General features: G+C 35.3%; 22 protein-coding genes, 3 pseudogenes and 1 riboswitch. Of the genes and pseudogenes, 24 read left to right on the top strand and 1 reads right to left on the bottom strand.

Annotation, left to right across the window (positions count from 1 at the left end):
* Nucleotides 1-5: 5 nt before the first annotated feature.
* The 7 genes from phnM to GGQ92_RS14160 all read left to right on the top strand — a co-directional run bounded on the left by phnM (nt 6) and on the right by GGQ92_RS14160 (nt 6,415).
* Nucleotides 6-1,187: a phosphonate metabolism protein PhnM gene (phnM, locus tag GGQ92_RS14130; RefSeq protein ID WP_184250343.1), complete on the top strand. Its 1,182-nt coding sequence runs from the start codon at nt 6-8 to the stop codon at nt 1,185-1,187.
* 14 nt (nt 1,188-1,201) lie between these two features.
* Nucleotides 1,202-1,900: a phosphonate C-P lyase system protein PhnL gene (phnL, locus tag GGQ92_RS14135; protein ID WP_184250346.1), complete on the top strand. Its 699-nt coding sequence runs from the start codon at nt 1,202-1,204 to the stop codon at nt 1,898-1,900.
* Nucleotides 1,901-2,716, top strand: coding sequence for a PHP domain-containing protein (locus GGQ92_RS14140; protein WP_184250351.1), 816 nt, complete (start codon nt 1,901-1,903; stop codon nt 2,714-2,716). It abuts the gene before it with no gap.
* A gap of 122 nt (nt 2,717-2,838) precedes the next feature.
* A complete protein-coding gene (locus GGQ92_RS14145) occupies nt 2,839-3,867 on the top strand; it encodes a PhnD/SsuA/transferrin family substrate-binding protein (protein WP_184250354.1) in 1,029 nt (342 codons plus the stop codon).
* Nucleotides 3,868-3,987: 120 nt separating this feature from the next.
* The gene (phnC, locus tag GGQ92_RS14150) at nt 3,988-4,752 is read left to right on the top strand and encodes a phosphonate ABC transporter ATP-binding protein (RefSeq protein WP_184250357.1); all 765 of its coding nucleotides are present in this window, start codon (nt 3,988-3,990) and stop codon (nt 4,750-4,752) included.
* A 14-nt stretch (nt 4,753-4,766) separates the two neighbouring features.
* Nucleotides 4,767-5,552, top strand: a complete 786-nt coding sequence (phnE, locus tag GGQ92_RS14155) for a phosphonate ABC transporter, permease protein PhnE (protein WP_184250360.1) — start codon at nt 4,767-4,769, stop codon at nt 5,550-5,552.
* Nucleotides 5,552-6,415, top strand: coding sequence for an ABC transporter permease subunit (locus tag GGQ92_RS14160; protein WP_184250363.1), 864 nt, complete (start codon nt 5,552-5,554; stop codon nt 6,413-6,415). The genes phnE and GGQ92_RS14160 overlap by 1 nt, the downstream gene beginning before the upstream one ends.
* Before the next feature lie 221 nt (nt 6,416-6,636).
* Here GGQ92_RS14160 and GGQ92_RS14165 read toward each other — a convergent pair whose 3' ends face one another.
* A complete protein-coding gene (locus tag GGQ92_RS14165; RefSeq protein WP_184250367.1) occupies nt 6,637-7,572 on the bottom strand; it encodes a nuclease-related domain-containing protein in 936 nt (311 codons plus the stop codon).
* Nucleotides 7,573-8,332: 760 nt separating this feature from the next.
* Nucleotides 8,333-8,428: riboswitch (cyclic di-GMP riboswitch) on the top strand.
* A gap of 78 nt (nt 8,429-8,506) precedes the next feature.
* Between GGQ92_RS14165 and GGQ92_RS16465 the strand changes: the two genes are divergently transcribed.
* From GGQ92_RS16465 to GGQ92_RS14245, 17 genes and pseudogenes are all read left to right on the top strand, one after another.
* On the top strand, nt 8,507-8,875 hold the full coding sequence (locus GGQ92_RS16465; RefSeq protein WP_246384475.1) for a hypothetical protein: 369 nt from the start codon (nt 8,507-8,509) through the stop codon (nt 8,873-8,875).
* The gene (locus tag GGQ92_RS16470) at nt 8,826-9,140 is read left to right on the top strand and encodes a response regulator transcription factor (protein ID WP_246384477.1); all 315 of its coding nucleotides are present in this window, start codon (nt 8,826-8,828) and stop codon (nt 9,138-9,140) included. Before GGQ92_RS16465 ends, GGQ92_RS16470 begins: the two co-directional genes overlap by 50 nt.
* Before the next feature lie 384 nt (nt 9,141-9,524).
* On the top strand, nt 9,525-10,289 hold the full coding sequence (locus GGQ92_RS14175; RefSeq protein WP_184250370.1) for a YveK family protein: 765 nt from the start codon (nt 9,525-9,527) through the stop codon (nt 10,287-10,289).
* Nucleotides 10,264-10,956, top strand: a complete 693-nt coding sequence (locus GGQ92_RS14180; protein WP_184250373.1) for a polysaccharide biosynthesis tyrosine autokinase — start codon at nt 10,264-10,266, stop codon at nt 10,954-10,956. Before GGQ92_RS14175 ends, GGQ92_RS14180 begins: the two co-directional genes overlap by 26 nt.
* A gap of 301 nt (nt 10,957-11,257) precedes the next feature.
* Nucleotides 11,258-12,823 (top strand): T7SS effector LXG polymorphic toxin, encoded by a 1,566-nt coding sequence (locus tag GGQ92_RS14185; protein ID WP_184250376.1) that lies wholly within the window; start codon nt 11,258-11,260, stop codon nt 12,821-12,823.
* 1 nt (nt 12,824) lies between these two features.
* Complete coding sequence (locus GGQ92_RS14190) at nt 12,825-13,175, top strand: transposase (protein ID WP_184250379.1); 351 nt, start codon at nt 12,825-12,827, stop codon at nt 13,173-13,175.
* 595 nt (nt 13,176-13,770) lie between these two features.
* Nucleotides 13,771-14,391, top strand: a pseudogene (locus tag GGQ92_RS14195) (transposase); the annotation flags it as partial.
* Nucleotides 14,392-14,484: 93 nt separating this feature from the next.
* Nucleotides 14,485-14,958, top strand: a pseudogene (locus GGQ92_RS14200) (polymorphic toxin type 15 domain-containing protein).
* 19 nt (nt 14,959-14,977) lie between these two features.
* Nucleotides 14,978-15,520, top strand: a pseudogene (locus tag GGQ92_RS14205) (T6SS immunity protein Tdi1 domain-containing protein).
* Between the two features lie 181 nt (nt 15,521-15,701).
* Nucleotides 15,702-16,040, top strand: coding sequence for a hypothetical protein (locus tag GGQ92_RS14210; RefSeq protein WP_184250382.1), 339 nt, complete (start codon nt 15,702-15,704; stop codon nt 16,038-16,040).
* 206 nt (nt 16,041-16,246) lie between these two features.
* Nucleotides 16,247-16,672, top strand: coding sequence for an SMI1/KNR4 family protein (locus GGQ92_RS14215; RefSeq protein WP_184250385.1), 426 nt, complete (start codon nt 16,247-16,249; stop codon nt 16,670-16,672).
* A 348-nt stretch (nt 16,673-17,020) separates the two neighbouring features.
* Nucleotides 17,021-17,377, top strand: coding sequence for a hypothetical protein (locus tag GGQ92_RS14220; protein ID WP_184250388.1), 357 nt, complete (start codon nt 17,021-17,023; stop codon nt 17,375-17,377).
* A gap of 110 nt (nt 17,378-17,487) precedes the next feature.
* Nucleotides 17,488-17,880, top strand: coding sequence for an immunity 50 family protein (locus tag GGQ92_RS14225; protein WP_184250391.1), 393 nt, complete (start codon nt 17,488-17,490; stop codon nt 17,878-17,880).
* A 159-nt stretch (nt 17,881-18,039) separates the two neighbouring features.
* On the top strand, nt 18,040-18,468 hold the full coding sequence (locus GGQ92_RS14230) for a DUF7957 family protein (RefSeq protein WP_184250394.1): 429 nt from the start codon (nt 18,040-18,042) through the stop codon (nt 18,466-18,468).
* 230 nt (nt 18,469-18,698) lie between these two features.
* On the top strand, nt 18,699-18,986 hold the full coding sequence (locus GGQ92_RS14235; protein WP_184250397.1) for a hypothetical protein: 288 nt from the start codon (nt 18,699-18,701) through the stop codon (nt 18,984-18,986).
* A gap of 70 nt (nt 18,987-19,056) precedes the next feature.
* Nucleotides 19,057-19,323, top strand: coding sequence for a YesK family protein (locus GGQ92_RS14240; protein WP_184250400.1), 267 nt, complete (start codon nt 19,057-19,059; stop codon nt 19,321-19,323).
* A 273-nt stretch (nt 19,324-19,596) separates the two neighbouring features.
* Nucleotides 19,597-20,331 (top strand): CpsB/CapC family capsule biosynthesis tyrosine phosphatase, encoded by a 735-nt coding sequence (locus GGQ92_RS14245; RefSeq protein ID WP_184250403.1) that lies wholly within the window; start codon nt 19,597-19,599, stop codon nt 20,329-20,331.
* The last annotated feature ends 208 nt before the right edge of the window (nt 20,332-20,539 follow it).

Consider the following 20,539-nt stretch of genomic DNA (forward strand, 5'->3'; position numbering starts at 1 on the left):
TTTACGTGATTGTAATCCATAACGGAAAGATTGTAACGGAGCAAGAAATTTTAGAAGGATATGCCGTCGTTATTGATGGAGACATCATTCAGGATATCGTTCTAGACAATGTGATACACAACATGGAAGACGCACAGTTTATCGATGCAAATGGTGGCTATGTTTCACCAGGTTTTATCGACATCCATTCAGATTATATTGAATCTATTGTCTCTCCAAGACCAACTAGTTTAATGGATATGGATATTAGTTTAAGAGAAGCAGAAAAAATATTAATTAGTCATGGAATAACGACTATGTTTCATTCGTTATCCTTTTACGGAGAAGATATATTCTCTCATAAACCAATGCGTACACCAAAGAATGTTCAAGCATTAGTCGACGCGATTCAGCGTATGCATGATCGACCTCATCTTATTAGACATCGGCTACATGCGAGATTTGAGTTGGATAATATTGATGAAGTAGATAGATTGATAGAAAACATCGAGGACAATAAAGTCCAGCTATTATCGTTTATGGACCATACTCCAGGACAGGGACAGTATCGTGATTTAGAAATATTTCGGGAAACAATGAGAGGCTATCAAGATGTCTCGGAGGACGAACTGAATGTCATTATTGCCGAAAGGAAAAGTCGGGAACAGATGACAATAGAACGAATCTCAGAGGTAGCGGATATCGCGATTCAGAAAGGCATTGCAGTTGCCTCCCATGACGACGATAATTTTGAAAAATTGGAGTTGGTGAAATCCTTTGGCACAACGATTAGCGAATTTCCGATTACGCTCGACGTGGCGAAAAAAGCAAAAGAATCAGGACTATATACGATTGTAGGTGCGCCGAACGTTCTCTTAGGCGGCTCTCACTCTGGCAATCTATCAGCAGTAGAAGCAATTCGAGAAAAATGTGCAGATATTTTATGTAGTGATTATTATCCGCAAGCGTTGCTGCATGCTATCTTTCACTTGCATGAAAAGCATGGGAATGATTTACACGAAATGTTTCAAATGGTTACGTTAAATCCTGCTAAAGCGGTGCAAATGGATGACGAAATAGGCTCAATTAAATCCGGAAAAAAAGCAGACATTCTAATTATTGAACGCTTGGATGACGGGTATCCGACGCTTACGAAGACAATTGTCAATGGCTCACTTATTACGACAACCAATTATCGAACCAATTAAAGGAGGGATAGAGTATGACAATGCTTGAAGTGCATAATTTCGGTAAAACGTTTACGAATCATCAGCTTCAAACAACAAGGCAGGCTGTTCAAAATATCCAATTTCGATTAGAGAAAGGTCAGTTTTTAGGAATTGTCGGCAAAAGTGGGAGCGGCAAGTCAACGATTTTAAAAAGTATTTATCGGACGTACTTACCAGATCAAGGTCATATCTATTTTGACTCAGACCGTTTTGGGAAAGTTGACCTTACAAAAATCACGGAAAGACAAATGATTTATTTGCGAAAGCATGAAATCGGCTATGTATCTCAATTTTTAAATGTAATGCCTAGAACGACAAGTAGAGAGCTTGTGGAGAATGCGATTTTAGAGATGGGAGAATCTGAATCTGTTGCGCAAAGCGAAGCAGAAAAAGCACTTGCCCATTTCGAACTGGATAAGAAGTTATGGGATATGTACCCGAATACTTTTTCAGGTGGAGAGAAATTACGCTTGAATATTGCCATGGCAACTGTCAAAAAGCCAAGACTCTTACTTTTAGATGAACCGACAGCTAGTCTTGATCAACAATCCAAGGTAAAGGTTAAAGAGGTCATTGAAAAATTAAAGAATAGTGGCACAACCCTAGTTGGTATTTTTCATGATATTGAATTTATGGAGAATTTATGTGATCAAGTTTATGACATGAATAAGAGGAAGTTGGAGGTATCTTAAGTGACACTTCTAAAAGCTGATTTACATGTCCATAGCAACTATTCGGATGGCTTTGATTCGGTTCGCGATGTAGTAAAGAGGGCTAAGGAGACAGGTATCACTCATCTTAGTTTTGTTGATCATGATACCGTGGACGGATTTCCAGAGATTTCGAGATTAGCAGAGCGATTCGATATTACGATTATTCCCGGTATTGAGATTTCAGCCTATGATTTTAAGAGGAATAGGAAAGTTCATATTTTAGGATACGACTATCAGCCAAAAGCTGAGCATATAAAAGCTATCTGCGAGCCAATTTTACAAAAAAGACACGAGCATTCTTTATGGCAAATTAGGCAGATTCAGTCCCTCGGCTACGAGCTAGATGTCAATCGTATTACCGAGCAAGCTTTGCCAAGCAAAACAATTTATAAACAACATATTATGAAAGAATTAACAGATGCTCCCTATGACTCGTCGGAATATAAACAACTTTATCAAAAGCTGTTCAAAAATGATGGAGTTGCTAGTGGGGATATTGTCTACGCAGATGCGTTTGATGCGGTGAAAGCAATTGTTGCAGATGGTGGATTAGCTGTTGTTGCACATCCTGGTCAATTAGATTCGTATTCTATTATTCCGGAGTTAGTAGAAGTAGGATTAGGCGGTGTCGAACGAAATCATGTGGACCACACTGTCGTAGATCATCAAATGGTAGAAGCCCATGCAAAGGAATATGGGTTGGTGATGACAGGTGGGACCGACTATCATGGAGCGTTTGGAGAACCCATTAATATAGGAGATATTACGAGTCCGATTAACCGATTATTGAGGTAGTGTAAAAAGTCTTAAGTCTTTGTTTAGAAATGGTAAATTTCCGCAATTCAAGAAAAATTTATGTTTTAATAAGACTAGCTTGAAGCAAGCAAATTTTATCGAAAAAGTAGGAGGAATGAGAAATGCCGAAAAGATTATTGGTCTTCATGTTACTTACTTTATCCGTTTTATTGGTAGCTTGTACGGAAGGAAATGCTAGCGAGGTTGAAGCAGATGGGAATGACGGAGATACAATCGGAATTGTTTGGTATCCAAACGAATCAGGAAACGATTTAAAAACAGCGCGTGATGCAATTGGAGATGCTATTTCTGAAGCGACAGGTAAGGAAGTAGAGCACCATCTAACAACAGATTACGCAATCGCGATTGAAACAATTGCAAATGAAAATGCACAACTAGCATTTATGGGTGCCGTCGGATACATAGAAGCGAATGAAAGAAATAGTGCTGTTCAACCTATCGTTGTTCCATCCGGTTCATCTGGTACGTTAGATGACGCTATGTACCATAGTTGGTTAGCAGTAAACGTGGATGATCAGGACGAATATAAAGTGGATGGCGAATTTTCACTAGATACGATAGAAGGAAAAAGATTCTCCTTCGTTTCGAACAGCTCTACCTCAGGTTTTGTTGTCCCATCTTCCACGATTATCGAATACTTTGACGATAAAGATTTAGCATCAGAAGACTTAATGGAAGGTGGCCCTTTCTTTGAACAAGTCTTATTCGGCGGATCACACCAAGGCTCAGCGGTTAACTTAATAAATGGTAATGCTGATATCGCAGCATTTTGTGATACATGTGTGGAAAATTATGTAGAAGTTGTAGATGGCGAAGAAAATACAGTTGGTTCGGTTTATAAAGTTAGCGATGATGCTGCAGAACCATTTAATACAGTAACAGGAAAAGAATTTGTGTTGATGAGTGTTACGCCTGTGTTGAACGCACCGTTCGTAGCCAATACAGACGCATTAAGCGAAGAAGAATTTAAAGTGATACAGGAACTATTTGCATCAGATGAAATGGCTAATAACGAGGATGTTTTTGTTCCAGCCGATTCAGAAGAAAAAGGTTTGTTCTCTAAGTCAGCAGATGAACGCTTCGTACCAGTTGAGGACGAGTGGTTTAATCCTATCCGTGAACTCCAGTAGCATATAGCGAGAGGTTAGTAAAATGCAAAAGAAATAGAGTATGCACCCCCCTGCATACTCTATTTTTCTCAAAAAGTAGAAGTGTCCAAAATACGCAATTCAAAAAAAGGAGTGCAGAAAATGTCGCTACTTCAAGTAGAGGGTCTTGGCAAGTACTATAACCAACAAACGAAAGTTCTTAAGGATATTAATTTTGAAGTGGAATCAGGAGAGTTTATCTCCATTATTGGTCCGTCTGGAGCTGGAAAATCGTCGTTGCTTAGATGTATTAATCGTATGGTTGATATAAGTGAGGGTCATGTAGTGTTTGATGGTGAAGATGTTGGCTCAATGAAAAAAAGTGAATTACGTAGGCTTAGAACGAATATCGGTATGATTTTTCAGCATTATAATCTTGTTCCTCGTTTGACCGTAATTGAAAATGTATTGCATGGTCGCTTCGGATACAAATCAACACTACAAGGAGTTCTTGGACGATTTACGGAGGATGAAAAGGAAAAAGCCTTCGAATTATTAGGAAAGTTAGGCATTGCAGACCATGCGTATAAACGTTGTGACCAGTTAAGTGGTGGTCAACAACAGAGAGTGGGGATTTGTCGTGCACTTATCCAAGAACCAAAGTTAATTTTATGTGACGAACCAATCGCTTCCCTTGATCCCAATTCTTCAAAAATAATTATGGATTACTTGCGAAAGATTACCAATGAGATGGGGATTACGTGTCTCGTTAACCTTCACCAAGTTGATGTCGCGAAGGAATACGCGGATCGAATAATTGGATTGAATAAAGGAGAAATTGTTTTTGATGGGCCGAGTAATATGCTGTACGAAGATAGGATTGAATCCATTTATGGGATCCAAAAGCGGGAGTTAATTACGGTTTAAGGGGTAGGTAAACAATGAATGAAAAAAAGATGCGCCAAAATAAATTACAAATTACAATCATATTCATCGTTATACTATTGATTACCTATTTGTCTGCAGCAATTACAAACTTCAATTTCTTAGATAGTGTTTTAACAATACCAGAAGCAATTGGATGGATGGTCTCCAATCTAATGATAACATCTGAAACGTTAGATAGAATGCCAAGTATTATGGATAAGCTTCTGGAGACTGTCTTTATGTCAATTGCGGCTACCACTTTTGCTGCAGTAATCTCTCTTTTTCTTGCTTTACTTGGTTCACAAACAACGAAGGTAAATAATTTCTTTAGTGTACTAGCTCGATTTATCGCATCCTTTTCAAGGAATATTCCGGTTGTTGCTTGGTCGTTAATCCTCCTAATTTCCTTTGGTCAAAACTCAATGACTGGATTTCTTGCTTTATTTGTAGGAACGCTTGGATTCTTAACAAGGGCATTTATCGAGTCAATTGATGAAGCTAACCAAAGTTCGGTGGAAGCATTAACCGCCACTGGAGCCACCTACTTTCACATTGTTAACAAAGCTGTAATCCCGCAAAGCCTTCCACAAATGTTGAGTTGGATATTATTTATGGTAGAAACAAATATTCGTAGTGCGACTTTGGTTGGAATTCTAACAGGAACTGGAATTGGAGCGATGTTCGACTTGTATTATAAAAGTATGAACTATCAAGTTGTAGCATTAATTACGATTACGATTGTCGTCACTGTTATTTTGATTGAGTTATTATCCAATCAAATAAGGAGAGTGATTTTGTAATGGAATCTAATCAATTAACTGTCCCTGTCCTTATCAAACGAAAACGCAATGGTAGAATCAATATACGATCAGGAAATAAAGTAGATATCGTCATAAAGTCAACGATTTGGATATTGGCGCTATTGACAGTGATGGCATTTTTCTTCTTTGACTACACTGGCTTACAATGGGAACGTGCAATAACAGAGACAGCATACAATTTAAAAGTGATGTTTTTAGAGCCTGCACTTAGCCATTTTAGCTTCAGTGAGGCAATCCATCAGGTAGGAATTACTCTAGGTCTAGGTTTTTTAGCTACGATACTAGGTGCTATTATTGCCTTCTTCCTGGCATTAATGGCAGCTGAGAATTTATCAAAACCAATCGTGTCTAAAATTGTGCGAATGCTTGTTGCCTATATTCGCGCAGTTCCAACTGTGCTCTGGGTGCTTATTTTTGCAATCGCAGCGGGACTAGGTAGTGAAGCTGCTGTATTGGGGATGTTGTTCCACTCTGTTGCGTATCTAGTAAAAGCTTTTTCAGAATCGTTTGAGGAAGTGAATCCAGGTATTATCGAAGCGTTACGAGCAACAGGGTCAAGCTGGTGGCATATCGTCATTCACGGGGTTGTACCCTCCACATTTACCTATATGTTATCGTGGACATTCTTGCGATTTGAAATCAACTTCTCTGTAGCTGTGGCGATGGGTGCAGCAGCTGGAGCGGGTGGAATTGGTTTCGAATTATTTATGGCATCAGGATTCTACTTTGACTTACGAGAAGTAGGCTTTATCACATATGCAATCCTAGCCATTGCTGTTGTACTTGAGATCATGTCAACGAGATTAAAAAATCGTTATTTCTCTAACTCGGCTAATGCTTAATGATTTGGGAATAGATCCAGCTCAGGCTGGGTCTATTTTTGTCTTAAGATGAGGCGTTAAAATCGGATAACTCGATTTAACGTGAGATAACAACGTTCCAATATCGGATTAGCGCAATTAACATGAGATAACCTACCAGCAAAATCAGATAACTCCCGTCAACATTAGATAACTCCGTACCAAAATCGGATAACTCGCATCTAATTCCTAAATAAAACTCCCTATTCCTTCAATACATAGTATCTCCCTCTATTCTTTCCCCTTGGCTCAAGTAACGAACAATTCCTTAATAAGTTAAAAGAAGTAGATGGGTTAGATAAATGAAGAAAAGCTCTACACTCCTTATTCTTAATTTTCTTTACACCCATAAAACTAAACCAATCAAGTATGTCTTCATAATGTGCATCAACAGAAGTAAATCCACAATGAACACACTTCCAATTAAATTTATCCCGGGCCATTTTTAATCTTTGACACTCTGGACAAATCACTCCAGGCTCAATGGTAGAGAAATCAACATTGAAAAATACTCTTTCTTCTTTATGATGTGATTTTATATAATGTCCTAGATTGATTAATTTTTCTTTTTCCATTTTTTGTGTGTCATATTTCTCGAATAACTTTTTGATAACATTTTTCAGTAGATTAAAAGGTACTACGATCTCACGTACCCATTCACTACTCTCATCCGTAGAAACAAAAACATTAGGGTGTCCTAAACCAACTACATATTGAATCGGATAGTCATCCAGCTTTAAAAAATTCTGGAGCTGGTCACGTTGTTCTTCAGCCTGAGCTATAGGGTTGGACATTTCACCTTTGTCATAATGGAAAAAGTGAGCATTTTGAGAGAAGGACATTTTCCCGGAGGCGCCTTTCGTTTCGATAATTAGACCAAAGTTGGGAGTTAAAAGAAGACAATCAATTTGAAAGAAGGAGTTACCTATTGGGATTCTTACATCGTATAAAATAACGAAGGGGATGGAGTGGAATAGATGCAGGATACGACTTAAATAAAATTGTAATTCAGATTCATATTTGTATCCTTGCTCACGATTACGTAAATCCTGTAAGTAAGGGGACGGATCGTGTGATCGAATGACTAGTCTTTGGAGGCGATGGAGACTTTCCGGCTTAGACAGTGCTTTTAAAATCAACTCTATCAATCTTCCTTTCTATGATTTAATATTTCTATTCGACAAGAAGTACGTAAATCCTCCTAAAAAAATAGAATCGATATTCCGTGTTTGGTTTGAATCCAATGTTGAGCGTGTTGAATCTGATGTTAAAAGTGACAATCCAATGTTGAGCGTGTTGAATCTGATGTTAAAAGTGACAATCCAATGTTGAGCGTGTTGAATCTAATGTTAAAAGTGAGAATCTGATGTTAAACGTGATAATCCGATATTGAGTGTTCCGAATCTAATATTAAACTAGCTAATCTGATATTGAGCTACCTGAATCTGATCTTGTACTTGCACCTGTTATTATTCATTACTGAACGAATACAAATTCTCATGTATAAACCTTTTGTCTTATTAAATTCATTATCTAGTCATTTTAACTTATACGTATCACAGTATGAATTCTGTCTTTTCATCAGTATAAGTTATAAAAATTCCAGCATAACAAAGTCATATTACCTAGATATAAATATCCTGTTTCTTTACAAATAACTAGGGTAATATCCATAAATTTAAAGTGCTTTATTTCACAATACCTATTTTAGTTATAGGGACACAGGTCAATGTTCTGTACTTTATACCTACTTAAATGTGCTAATTCGACACATAATTCGATAAAAAAGTACAAAAAAAGCTAAAATAAATGTAAATTTAACATTTTCAAAGAAAATTCGTAATAACTAGTTGATATTTTTGTCAATAATAGTTATGATGGTAGAAGTGAAACGATACATTTAGAAAAAGGCAAACTATTTGAAAAGATAGGACGCAAAGCCTAGGGTCTAAGGGTAAAGTATATATTATTACCTATGACCGCCTGGCCGCCAAGACATATTCTTCAATGCAGGCTATTTCTTACATCAAGGGATTAGCCTTTTTCTAAGGGTAAAATTGAGGAGGAATATTAATGCGTATCGCGATCGTGAAAGAACCATCGATTTTTTTAGAAGGAATTCTTAGTGTAATGGAGGTCGAGTTCCCGAACTACGACGTGGTTACTACGACACCGGGAAATATAGAGGCATTAGATGCATATATAATAGATTTAGTTATATTTGACATTGATTCTAAAATAAACTTAATGCCTGCTATCCAACAATACCTAGAGAAAAACAAAAAAGTAATCGTATGGACGGAGGACAAGCGCCATCCAGATACCAGATATGGCCGAATTATTCTCTATGGATCTGCATGGCTATTTTTACAATGGTATGGAGCGGGAGGATTTGGTACATGCCATCAAACGTATCATTTCTGGTCAACCATTTGTAAATGAAACATTAGCAGGTGTTTTATTAGGTACTTATAGAGAACAAACATCAAAAGAGCCACAGCGACCGGTTGGTATTTTTACAAACAGAGAGTGGCAAGTTATGGAGCTACTAGCAGAAGGATATAGTAACCAAAAGATTAGCGAACAGCTTTTTATTACGGATAAGACGGTGAAAAATCATATAAGCTCTATACTTAGAAAATTGAATGTTCCGGATCGTACGAATGCAGTGTTATTTGCACTGAAAAACAGATGGTTTGTTATTTAACTAAACAACGCGAAAGAAAGACTGTCTGGTGAGTTCAAACTCTCAGGCAGTCTTTTGCTTGTGGTTTTCTATTAAATAAGTAATCTTACATATATAGAATAGCAGTCTAATAAGTAGAATGATTCATTTTGAAAAAATAGAAGTAAATACCATGAAAATATGCTAGAATATCTTTAGTTTATGGTAATTAAAAATGAAAACTAGTATATATCCCTATAGATTAGAAGAAATACAGGACGCCTAGTACGTGTCATACACCTAAAGTTTCCAAATATATATGTAAATATTTCGAAACTACTATGACCAAATAGAAAGTTTTATGTTACAATCATATGGGTTATGTTATAATTCCCCTTATGAACAACTATTCGGAGGTTACAGAGAATGGAAGAATCGATATCACTGAAGGAAATATTCGAGGTCTTACGAAAACGTATCGTACTTATTATCTTAATGATCGTTGGGGCTGCTGCAGTTAGTGCTATTATCAGTTATTTTATTATTACACCAAGCTATGAAGTGAGCACGCAGTTTATTGTTAACCAAGAAGCTGGTGAACAATCCAACGTAGATATTAACCAAATTAGATCGAATGTTGAAATTATTAATACATATAACGATATTATAAAGAGTAATAGAATTCTTGATCAAGTCGTTGATGAAATGAATTTAACGATTTCGGCAGGTGCTTTAGGTCAAAAAATCACAGTCTCTAGCTCGCAAAATTCACAGGTTGTAACGTTGACTGCTTCTGACTACGATCCAAAAGTTGCGGTAGACATAGCGAATACAACGGTAGAAGTTTTCCGTGAAGATTTACCTGAAATCATGAATGTAAATAACGTAAGTGTTCTATCAGAAGCTTTCGTTCCTGCTAACCCGACTCCGGTTAGTCCGAAGCCTTTATTAAATATTGCCATTGCTATTGTTCTTGGTGCGATGGTTGGTATTGGTATTGCCTTCTTATTAGAATACTTAGATAACTCTATTAAAACAGAGCAAGATGTTGAAGATAAATTAGGATTACCTATCTTAGGTGTTATTGCACATATCGAAGAAAGTGAATTAGTTCGTGGACATACTGTACCGATGTCCGGTGCTCGAATGGAAAGGGGGAATTACGGTGGCGCGAAGAAAAAGACCGTCTAAGAATACAACAGCAAGACACTTAATTACAAAAATGAATCCACATTCCCCGATTGCGGAGCAATATAAAACAATACGTACAAATTTACAATTTTCATCAGTCGATGGAGATTTGAAATCGATTCTTTTAACTTCTGCTGGACCGAGTGAAGGTAAATCGTCGACAACAGCAAACCTTGCGATCGTATTTGCACAACAAGGAAAACGAGTTCTGTTAATCGATGCAGATATGAGAAAACCTACCTTGCACTATACTTTTCGTCTCGATAATCGAAAAGGATTGAGTAGTGTCCTTGTAGGAGAAGCAGCTTTGGAAGACGCAGTAACACCTAGTGATGTATCAGGTTTGGAACTTTTATCTTGTGGTCCAATTCCTCCAAACCCATCTGAATTACTAGGATCGAAATCGATGGAAAATTTACATGCATTGGCCACATCTCAATATGATTTGGTAATTTTCGATACACCACCTGTGCTAGCTGTAACGGATGCACAAATTTTAGCTAATATGTGTGATGGAGCAATCATGGTTGTTCGTAGTAATCAAACAGAGTATGATGAAGCGACAAAAGCAAAAGAATTGCTAACAGTTGGTAAAGCAAAATTACTCGGAGCGGTATTAAATGACCGTGTAATGAAAAAAGGCCAGTATTATTATTATGGAAATTAAGTTGGAGCATCCTTGCTATTATGTAGGGATGCTTTTTTGTTTTCCCTCATCTGCCCTCGCTTCAAGTAACTTTTACTCCTTTTTAAGCTAGTAAGTATGTCCTGTACTTCATCTCTAGCTAATTCTTTTTCCGTAGTTAAGAATTCAACTTAATAGGGTAAATTAACCAATTTTGTTAAAAGTCATTTTTCTCCATTCTTTTTCTGGTATATTAATGAATGATTTTAAAAATACAAACACTCCGTACATTTCTAAAAAAAATAGTGGATTGCTCCTAGGTTGCGAGATAAGGAGGGAAAAAATGAGTACGACCCAAACATTAGAGACGAAAACACTAGTCGAAGCGATGGAGAGTCGCGCCAAAGAATACCGGTTGCTTCGTGACCAATTTCAGGAATTGAAGACTTCTTTTAAGGACATCGTGGACTTGGATGACTTTAAAGGAAAGACTGCGGACTCGGTAAAAGGCTTTTATCGTGCTCAAATAGATGTGGTCAATTCTTGGATTGATTTCATCGATTTACAGGAAGCTTTTTTCAAAGGGATTAAAGGAATGGCAGACGATGAAGATTTAGGTGGAAAAACGCTCGTCCATCTTCCTTTCCTTGAAAGTGATTTAAAGAACAGTGAATCGCGAGCACGGCAAATGGTAGATAGCCAAGAGCAAGCCTTAGAAGATATTTTCTCTGGTATTAGTGATATTGTTTCTTTGGAACCGAATTCGACGAAGCGGTTTGACAAACACATCGATGAGGCTACGAAAAAGCGAAAAGAAACAAAAGAGAAAGTAGAAAACTTTGATCAAACACTTTTAGAGTTTTACGAACAGTCTAAATACCATGAAAATGTCATTGCAGGGTTAATTTCTGAATTATACAAAGCATCCTCACAAGGAGGCGAGGTAAATCCTCTGTACTTTAATGAGGAGGCATACAAAAAGAGTGACGTACATACAGCGAGAGAAGAAGCAAAAGAGATTACTGCCAAATATATTAGCTGGCAAGATGAATTGGAAAGAGCACGAGAGTTAGAGAATCGTTCTTTTGGAGAGAAAACGTGGGACACAATCTGTACCTTCACTGGAGAAGTAACAGGTTATTACGATATGAAACGTGCGTCAACAGGAGTCGATCCGGTAACAGGTCAAGTATTGACAGATGGACAGCGTGCGACGTCAGCCGCATTGGCAGCTGCAGGATTTATTCCATTTGTCGGATGGGCAGGGAGAGCAGCAAAAGGCGGACACGCTATCTATAAAACTAGCAAAACATTCTCGGCTGCTGATAATGTGTTAAACGCCTACAAAACAACTGAGGCATTTGATATACTAAAAACATCAGAACGAGGACTGTATGGCTTAGCCTCAGCCAATGGCTTTAGCGAATTCATTACGGGACGAGATATATTCGGTAATCCAATCAGTGAAGAGGAACAACAAGCTGGCTTTGAACGCGCCTTATTACTCCTACCGTTTAAAGGTAAAACAGCTAACCCAGTGTTGGGAGTTAGAGATGATGCTAGGGGTACGAGTAAGGGTGCGGGTAAATATCAAGTTGGAGCATATAAAGATATTAAGGGAGTAGAAGGACTTGATGCCCATCATGCAGGACAGAAGGCAGCAATGAAGAAATTAGTAGATAATTATGATTTAAATACAGCACCCGCAATTAATGTTCCGAAGGTAGGGCACACCATTAAAGGACCTAATGGAATAGTTTCTAGAAGTACAAAAGGAATAGATAATCCTAGACAGTTATTGGCAAGAGATATTAGGGAACTTAGAAGAGTCTATGATGATATACCGAATTCTGCTTTAAAAGAACTTATTGAACTAAACAAAAAAATGTATCCAGAAATGAGGAAATAAAATGAATGATATTTTTGTTAAATCACTTTATGAGTCTATCATTAAAGAGAACCTTCAAATATACAAAGACTTGTATGAAACAACGAATGTTACTTCTAAAACAGATGATTATTTAAAAAAAGCTATTGGTTTTTACGATAGTTTAACTGACGAAAATAAAGATATATTAATGAAGATAATTGAACAAACTATGATTGATACTATTTCAAACATGCTAGGTGTAATTGATGGAAGTTCGACTTTAAAAAATTGTTCGTTAGAACCTAAATTACTTCTCGATTCTATTGATACGGAAGGAGAACTGCAAGATTCGTTTTTAGAATTCATAGAAGAAAGAGATAGTAACAGCTAATTAGATTTTTTATTATAAAGGTCTTCATAAAGAGCACAGTTAAAATATATAAATAGTTTGAATGAATTCGATTACCTTGATTGGCTAAATGCCTTTCAAGGTATTTTATTTTAATTTATATTAAATCAGCTGATATTTAAGTGAGAAAATAAGAGAATGATTTGTTTGAGAATCAAAAGCTCATGAAGGTAGTACCATCATGTAGTTTGGTTTTATAAGTAGGATAAGATAACAAGTACGATAAATAGGCGAGATGACATTTTACATGGCAGGGGTACTTACGATATGTAATGGCTACAAACTAACGAGATCATACATGCTCGTGGCGAAAAATAATGGGTAACGTATAAGAGTGTTTTTTACTTACTTTGGCTCGTAAATATTGGATTGTATTTTTACTAGGGATGGTCGTATAATACTCGCTATTCGTTTAAAAAGCGTTACATATATTTTAATTTTCGTAACGTGAGGGTAAAAAGTTGAACATTGTTTGGTATCTACGAGTCTCGACTCAAGGACAGGTAAGAGATGGATACAGCTTGAAGTATCAAGAAGATGAAATCAACTGCATATTTAATTGAGCCATCATTATCCCAGCTATTTATTAAAAGTGAGCAACAACACATGTTCCGTGATAAAAGGGAGTGAAATATTTAGATTAGTGAACGAAGATGGGAATACAACAAAAGAACCAATAAACACGGACTTTCTTGTGAGAAGTATCGTCCGAGACATTTCGTTTAAAAGAAGGAAATGAACAATGTGGGAGGCGAATAAAAAACAGTTAATGAGTTTATTAGACTTCAACCAGACTCGATGCCAGGTATTGACCTCGTAACAGCTTCTGCTTTAATTGTGGAGATAGGTGATGTGAGACGCTTTCCAAATGCCAACAAATTAGCACGATTTACGGGGATTGCGCTTGTTTACTTTAGGTCTGGTGGAAAAGGTAAGGAACATAAAAGTTAACAGAGAAATCGGGCGCTTCACGCTTTATTTTACAATTTAGCAGTACAGTAAGTGCAAGTAGCAAAAGGAAGTAAGCTGCCGAAGAACGCAGTGTTCTATCTTACTACCAACGTAAGCTGGAAGAAGGGAAAACAAAGGGACAAGCATTGTGTGCATAATGAGAAGGTTTGTGAACATTGTTTATGGCATGATGAAACATAAAACAGCCTATAAATTGCCGATAGTACAAGAGAAGGAAGTAGTTTAGTAAGGTACTAGAAGGTGTGTTTTTTTCCTTTTTGAATTTAAGATTACAACATAGGGTGCGGGTAATGTAAAGTATTTAGATGATTTACCAAGAATAAAATAATTTTAAAAGAAATGATATACATGACTCTGAAGAGTTTGCAAGACAATTGAAAGACCAAGAAAAAGATATAAATGAATTAACGGTTGACGAGTATCTAAAAATAGAGAAAGATATATTGCTGAAGGTAGAGCAATAGAAGAAAATGCAGCTCAAAAAATGGCTAGACAAGAAGCACTTAAAGATAAAATTACTGAACTGCGAAAACAAGAACTTTCCAGAGCAAATACGGCAAAGCAAGCTTCAGAATGGCTGGAAACAAAAGCAGCAGTTCATAATCCAGATTAAATAGCTGGAGGAAGAGCAGACATTATTGGAGGTTTAGGTGATAAAAGAGTAAATTCCTCAATAGGTTCACAATGGAAATATAGAATTGATGTTGTTGAGGAGCAAATTTAAGAAATTGCGAAGAATATGTCACCTGAACAGCTAAAGAATACTTATTTAAATCTGGAATTAACTGAATAATCAAAGAAGGAAATCTTAATTGGAAACTATATTTAGCGATTTTATAAAACATGAAACAGTTGATGAAGATGTTATTTTAAAATATAAGGGTAGACTTCCTGAAGAATTAATAAAACATGGAAAAATATGGTTTTGGTACTTTCGCAAATGACTTTTTAAAAGTTATTAATCCAGACGATTATTTAGATATTTTAGAGAGAAGTTATCTAAGGCTGAGCAGGCGATTCCTATTTTTACAACCGCAATGGGTGATATTATAGTATGGGAAAAAGATAAGTATATAAATTTATTAAACTTTAGGAAAGGGTATGTTAATGTTGTTTCATCCGGATTTGAATTCTTTTTTGAAGACTTAAAAGATAATGACTTTATGAACGATGAATTAATGTGGAAACCTTATCCTGAAGGTATTAGTAAATACAGTGCTCCTAACTATGACGAGTGTTTTGGATACACCCCTTTATTAGGTTTAGGTGGCTCAGAAAAAGTAGAGAATCTAAAAAAAGTCAAATTGAAGGAACATATTCTTATTATTACTGAATTTATGGGCCCAGTTCAGTAATGTTCAGGATTATGATACAGAATTAACTATAAGCACTTGATTGCCTATATAGGTAAAAAGTGTTTTTAATTTTTTATTAGATATTTATGCATTTGATAAAATGATTGATGCTTTACTAAAATTCATAGCTCACGAAGATAGTACCTTCAAGGCTATAAAAATTAAAGAAAGTAGGATACAAATGGCATATGATTCTTTAATAGGAACATTAATAAAATATGAAGATAGTGACATTATATTAAACTGGGAAAGTGGATTGAAGATTATCGGTGAACTAGACACAGTTTTCGAAACAGACAATGGATTAGATGAGAGTGATACAAATTATACGGAATATAATGCAGCTGCTTTCCGAGTAAAGGATATTTTATCATATCCATCTACAAATGAAGGCAATGTATATAATTGGTTAAAACAGAAAAGAAGCTCATTGGTTGAAATCTCTCTCTATGATGATCCGCCAAGTGCAATGTTTTTAACGGAAGGAGAAAATATATGGAAAAGGAACAGTCTAGAATAACAACATTATTTACATATACCTTGATTGGCTAACTGCCTTTCAAGGTTCTCTTATTTAATTAGCAGGCTAATTTGATAGAATTTGGCTATCTGATTGAAAAAGGAAATAGTTTTAGGAATAATGCAGAGTTGGAAAAAATGTATAATAACTTTAGAGTTAACTATTGGGAAATGCGTGCTAGTGAATAATAGGAGTGAGTTTAATCTATGGACGAAAGAATTATTATAATGATTGAGAATTATGGTGAAGAAGATGACTTTTTTGGAGAAGTATTAGAAAAATATATTAATAATGCTGAAGAAAAACTAAGAGTTCAATTTCCTCGAAGTTATCGCGAATTTATACAAAAATATGGTTCGGGGGGGATATGTGGAGTTGAACTTGAAGGTGTTCAGGGTAAATTAGGAGCATCTGTAGTAGATGCAACAGAGAGATGGAGAAAATTAGGATTGGATATGAACTTAATTGTTATAGAGGACTCAGGAGAATTTGTTAAATGTATGTACTGTGCAGATAATAATGATGGTAGAGTTTTTAGTTGGGGAAGGGAGGGAACAGATTTAAGTCCAAGATATAATATATTTGATGACTATGTAATAGATATATTTCAAGAAGCAATTGACAACTTGTAGAAAAATAATGAGGTTAATCTAAAGGATACTTATGAGTCTATTAATATAATACAAATTTATGCTACTTAAAAACATATGAGCGTAAAGCACTGGATTGCCAAAAAAATGAACAAATGCAAGAGATTTTAAAAGGGAAAAAAACTAAATACAACGGGCACTCAATAATTGGACACCATACCTACAATGCTATGAACTATCCACATATAAGTAATAGAGGAGAATTAATTTATCCTGTAACTAGCAGAGAACGTTTAAAGGGATGGCATGACGGAAGCTATAGTAAAAATGCACTTATATACCTGTTAATCGAACTATTTAGAAGAATTTTAATGGAGAGGAGAAAGATAGATGAGTAAAATAGCAATTAATATAAGCCCTAATAGTCCATTTAATAAGTGTATACTACTCTTAAGAAGGTACACTGGTTTAGGAATTACAGAGATAAAATCCAAAATTGAAAACAAAGATTTTTTTGCCGAAACGGATGCAAATGATCTTGATAATATGGAAAATTTAAAAGAGTTAGTTGATAACTTATTGAAGTTAAATGCTAATCTGAAAATATTTGATAGTAATGAATACGGTGAGGGGATTTTTAACTATCAGGAAATTTCTTACAATGAATTCATAAATAATATTAACCGATTAAAAGAAATTATGGAAGAATTGCAGGATTACGATGACGCTACGACTGACGAAGTATAAGATGTGGAAATATGATGAATGATATTTTTGTTAAATCACTTTATGAGACTATCGTTCAGCATTTGATGGCCTTTAGATAACAAGTGCTTTTTGTATGAAGGGGTGTATACATGATTAACTCAAGTAGGATAATGAATCCTCAAGCACTTACTGGAATTTTTGGAAGTATGCCAAATTTCAAAGGTTCTGAATTATTGAATGTCCAAATAAATAGTGATGGACCGACATTATTTATTCAATTATCTACTAAAGAGATTGTCAAAAATAAACCTAAACGATGGAGTGAATGGGACATAGTATATATTGAAATGTCATTTTTTGATGTGAAAAACTTGGAAGTAAATTCATTTGGAACTATTAATGAGATTGAGCAATTCGATATTAAAGAGATTGGGGAAGAGGGTTCCGTAAAAATTAAATGTAGTAATAGCACTTCTATAAATTGTTTATTTGATTGGGTAAGAATTGAACAAATAAGCCCTGGTTTACTAGGTACACCATAATAATTTATTAAGAAAAAAGAGTCTTTATGAGCATTGGCATTGCATTAAGAGCTAGACAGTTTTTAAGTGATACTATTGATACAAGGGAGACAATGGTTTTTTACTCGGCGATGTTAGTAAGGTTGATATTTTAGAAAATTAGTAAAAGAGAATTTGTTTATGAGTCGATTGCTATATACTTTAGATTTACAAACTATTGAGGAATTTTTAAATAAGGCCTTAACTATAGGGAGTGGGCAAATGCCAATTAAATATAGCTATGATAATAGAGAACTAGTAGTAAATAATATAAAGCTAGTCTTTGATTATAATATTCGTTTTGTGAAGGAAGTAAATACTATAGTAATTGTACTGCTTGAAGTCCCATATAACGTTAAATATCTAAACAATGTTTTTGGGGTAAGTAGCGAAGGAAAAATAAAATGGCGTATTCGAAAAGCAATAGATGATCACTCTATTAAGAATCCGTTACCTTATGAAAATTTAATGGTGCATGGTGAAAATGTTTTTGTAACTGATTTCTACGGTAGGAGATTCTCGGTAAATCCTATTAATGGGAAGTTAATTTCGAGTGATATTGCAAAATAGACTTATTTTAATTTATTATCCTGCAATATCATAGTATTTTTTAAATATATATTATTACCACTTTGACTGAAGCATCCCGCAACCAGAATAGATTTAATACGAGAGAGGATATTGAAGAAAGTAAATCACCTGTACAGCTTTGTCTACTTTAGAGGTGATTTTTAAAAAATAGAAGAGTTTCAGTAAACGTGTTTATTTGATTAGCCTCAACTAATTGGAGGAATAGAACAATGGTATATAAATCACCTAGACGACTTAATAACACCTCAAACTTTATTAACGAAGCTGAAAAGGCGAAAATAAAGTTGGAATGTGAAATTAAAGCTCACGAATTAGGTCAAGGTAAAGATGGGACAATAAATCAACTTGAAAATTTCTATAAAGATATAGAACTAATGATTGAATCTAAAAGCCATATCCCATCATATCCAAGGATTATTACCGACACTTGGGATTTTAATAGCGAGCTTGGAATTCAATTATTAGATTTATATGAATTATATAAGAAGCTGGGATAACTAACTTCAAATGCTGCTTATTATTAAGAAATGATATAAGAGATAACCTAAAAGAGGAGTGAAGGATATTATGATGGTATATGTTCCTTTTGGTCTAGGAATAGTAATTGGCCTTATAATGGTATTAGCAACCAAACTCTTGGAGAAATTTAATTATACTCTATCCATACTTCCTTCAATAATTGGTTTTGTTGCTGTGGCAGTATTAATATTTGTATCATTCGAGGTTCGTGGTTTTGAAGGTGCCGGGTATGCTCTTTTAGGAATTCCGATATTTTTATTCTCTTTGTACACTCTTATAATGGCGCTCAACGACAAAAATAAGGCAAAAGAATAAGCTTAAAAGGTCGCAAATTCAAAAACTCGTACGACAATCGTTAGGATTAGTCATGCGAGTTTTTTAATTAATACAATAGAGGTCTATCCCATAACAACAAATCCCGCCAATAATCTACAAAATACGGCATAAAGTCCTATGAGTTGGTATGAAAATGTAAATAAAATGAGAACAATTGAACTATCAATATGGAATAAATTGTGATATGCTAATTTAAAATATGTACAAAAGTAGAGATTCTATACAGTGAGTGAAAAGAGGAGGAAGATGTTAGTGATCGATATAAGTCCATACTTACTTCCGATAAACAGAGAAAGCACCTCAAATGAATATGAAGCAAAACAATTAATAAAGAAGGCGAAAGAGCAAGGTGTAACGAACTTCATTGCTATTCCACGTATTAGTGGGAGTTTTACGGATGAGAGATATTCCCATGTAGATGAAGTAGTGGAGTCCATGCAACAAGGAATGCTTAAAATTTCTCTCGCACAAACACTTCCTGTAAATGGAGGTATCCATGACCTCATTAATAGAGGAGTAAAGAAACATAAAGGCCATTATTTATTCCTTGAATTGGTAGATTCGCATATTCCACATTTTATGGATCAACTATGCTATGAACTGCAGCTACAAGATAACAAACCCGTACTTGTATTTCCGGAGCGGAATGAGGGGATACAAAAAGACCCTACCCAGTTATACAATATGGTGAAGAATGGTGTGCTTGTATTAGTGAGCGCGCAAAGCATCTTAGGTAGGAAGGGCAAAAAGACACGAAAATTCACACAGCAATTATTAGATCATAATTTAGTCCATTTTATTAGTTCGGATACAAATGAGCCAAAGAAATACGAATTATCGAAAGCTTGGAAACAAGTGAAACAAATGGTTGCGAGTGACCAATATCACCAATTAAGAGAAAATGCAGATAAAATAGCAAATGGATCATCTGTCCGAACCGCCATGCCATCACGAGTAAAAAAGAAAAAGCTGTTGGGTATTATTTAAAATTTCATCAACCTATATCACTCCATGAACAAGACTGCAAACCATCCTAATATTACACATTAAATAATCACCGAGATTAACAATATAATCCTATAAGAAAGAATAATTATACCTGAAGCTATTTCATAATTAGCTATTCTAAAAATGTTTAAAGTATCCCTAAGAGAAAAATGGGATTTTTAAAAATTTAATACTACGAACTTTGTTG

It is taken from the genome of Gracilibacillus halotolerans (assembly GCF_014206945.1).
In the GTDB taxonomy this organism is placed as follows: domain Bacteria; phylum Bacillota; class Bacilli; order Bacillales; family Amphibacillaceae; genus Gracilibacillus; species Gracilibacillus halotolerans.

Coding starts and splice junctions, on each gene's coding strand:
- phnL (WP_184250346.1), top strand. CDS start 1,202: ATGACAATGCTTGAAGTGCATAATTTCGGTAAAACGTTTACGAATCAT.
- GGQ92_RS14145 (WP_184250354.1), top strand. CDS start 2,839: ATGCCGAAAAGATTATTGGTCTTCATGTTACTTACTTTATCCGTTTTA.
- phnC (WP_184250357.1), top strand. CDS start 3,988: ATGTCGCTACTTCAAGTAGAGGGTCTTGGCAAGTACTATAACCAACAA.
- phnE (WP_184250360.1), top strand. CDS start 4,767: ATGAATGAAAAAAAGATGCGCCAAAATAAATTACAAATTACAATCATA.
- GGQ92_RS14160 (WP_184250363.1), top strand. CDS start 5,552: ATGGAATCTAATCAATTAACTGTCCCTGTCCTTATCAAACGAAAACGC.
- GGQ92_RS16465 (WP_246384475.1), top strand. CDS start 8,507: ATGCGTATCGCGATCGTGAAAGAACCATCGATTTTTTTAGAAGGAATT.
- GGQ92_RS14175 (WP_184250370.1), top strand. CDS start 9,525: ATGGAAGAATCGATATCACTGAAGGAAATATTCGAGGTCTTACGAAAA.
- GGQ92_RS14185 (WP_184250376.1), top strand. CDS start 11,258: ATGAGTACGACCCAAACATTAGAGACGAAAACACTAGTCGAAGCGATG.
- GGQ92_RS14190 (WP_184250379.1), top strand. CDS start 12,825: ATGAATGATATTTTTGTTAAATCACTTTATGAGTCTATCATTAAAGAG.
- GGQ92_RS14210 (WP_184250382.1), top strand. CDS start 15,702: ATGGCATATGATTCTTTAATAGGAACATTAATAAAATATGAAGATAGT.
- GGQ92_RS14215 (WP_184250385.1), top strand. CDS start 16,247: ATGGACGAAAGAATTATTATAATGATTGAGAATTATGGTGAAGAAGAT.
- GGQ92_RS14220 (WP_184250388.1), top strand. CDS start 17,021: ATGAGTAAAATAGCAATTAATATAAGCCCTAATAGTCCATTTAATAAG.
- GGQ92_RS14225 (WP_184250391.1), top strand. CDS start 17,488: ATGATTAACTCAAGTAGGATAATGAATCCTCAAGCACTTACTGGAATT.
- GGQ92_RS14230 (WP_184250394.1), top strand. CDS start 18,040: ATGAGTCGATTGCTATATACTTTAGATTTACAAACTATTGAGGAATTT.
- GGQ92_RS14235 (WP_184250397.1), top strand. CDS start 18,699: ATGGTATATAAATCACCTAGACGACTTAATAACACCTCAAACTTTATT.
- GGQ92_RS14240 (WP_184250400.1), top strand. CDS start 19,057: ATGATGGTATATGTTCCTTTTGGTCTAGGAATAGTAATTGGCCTTATA.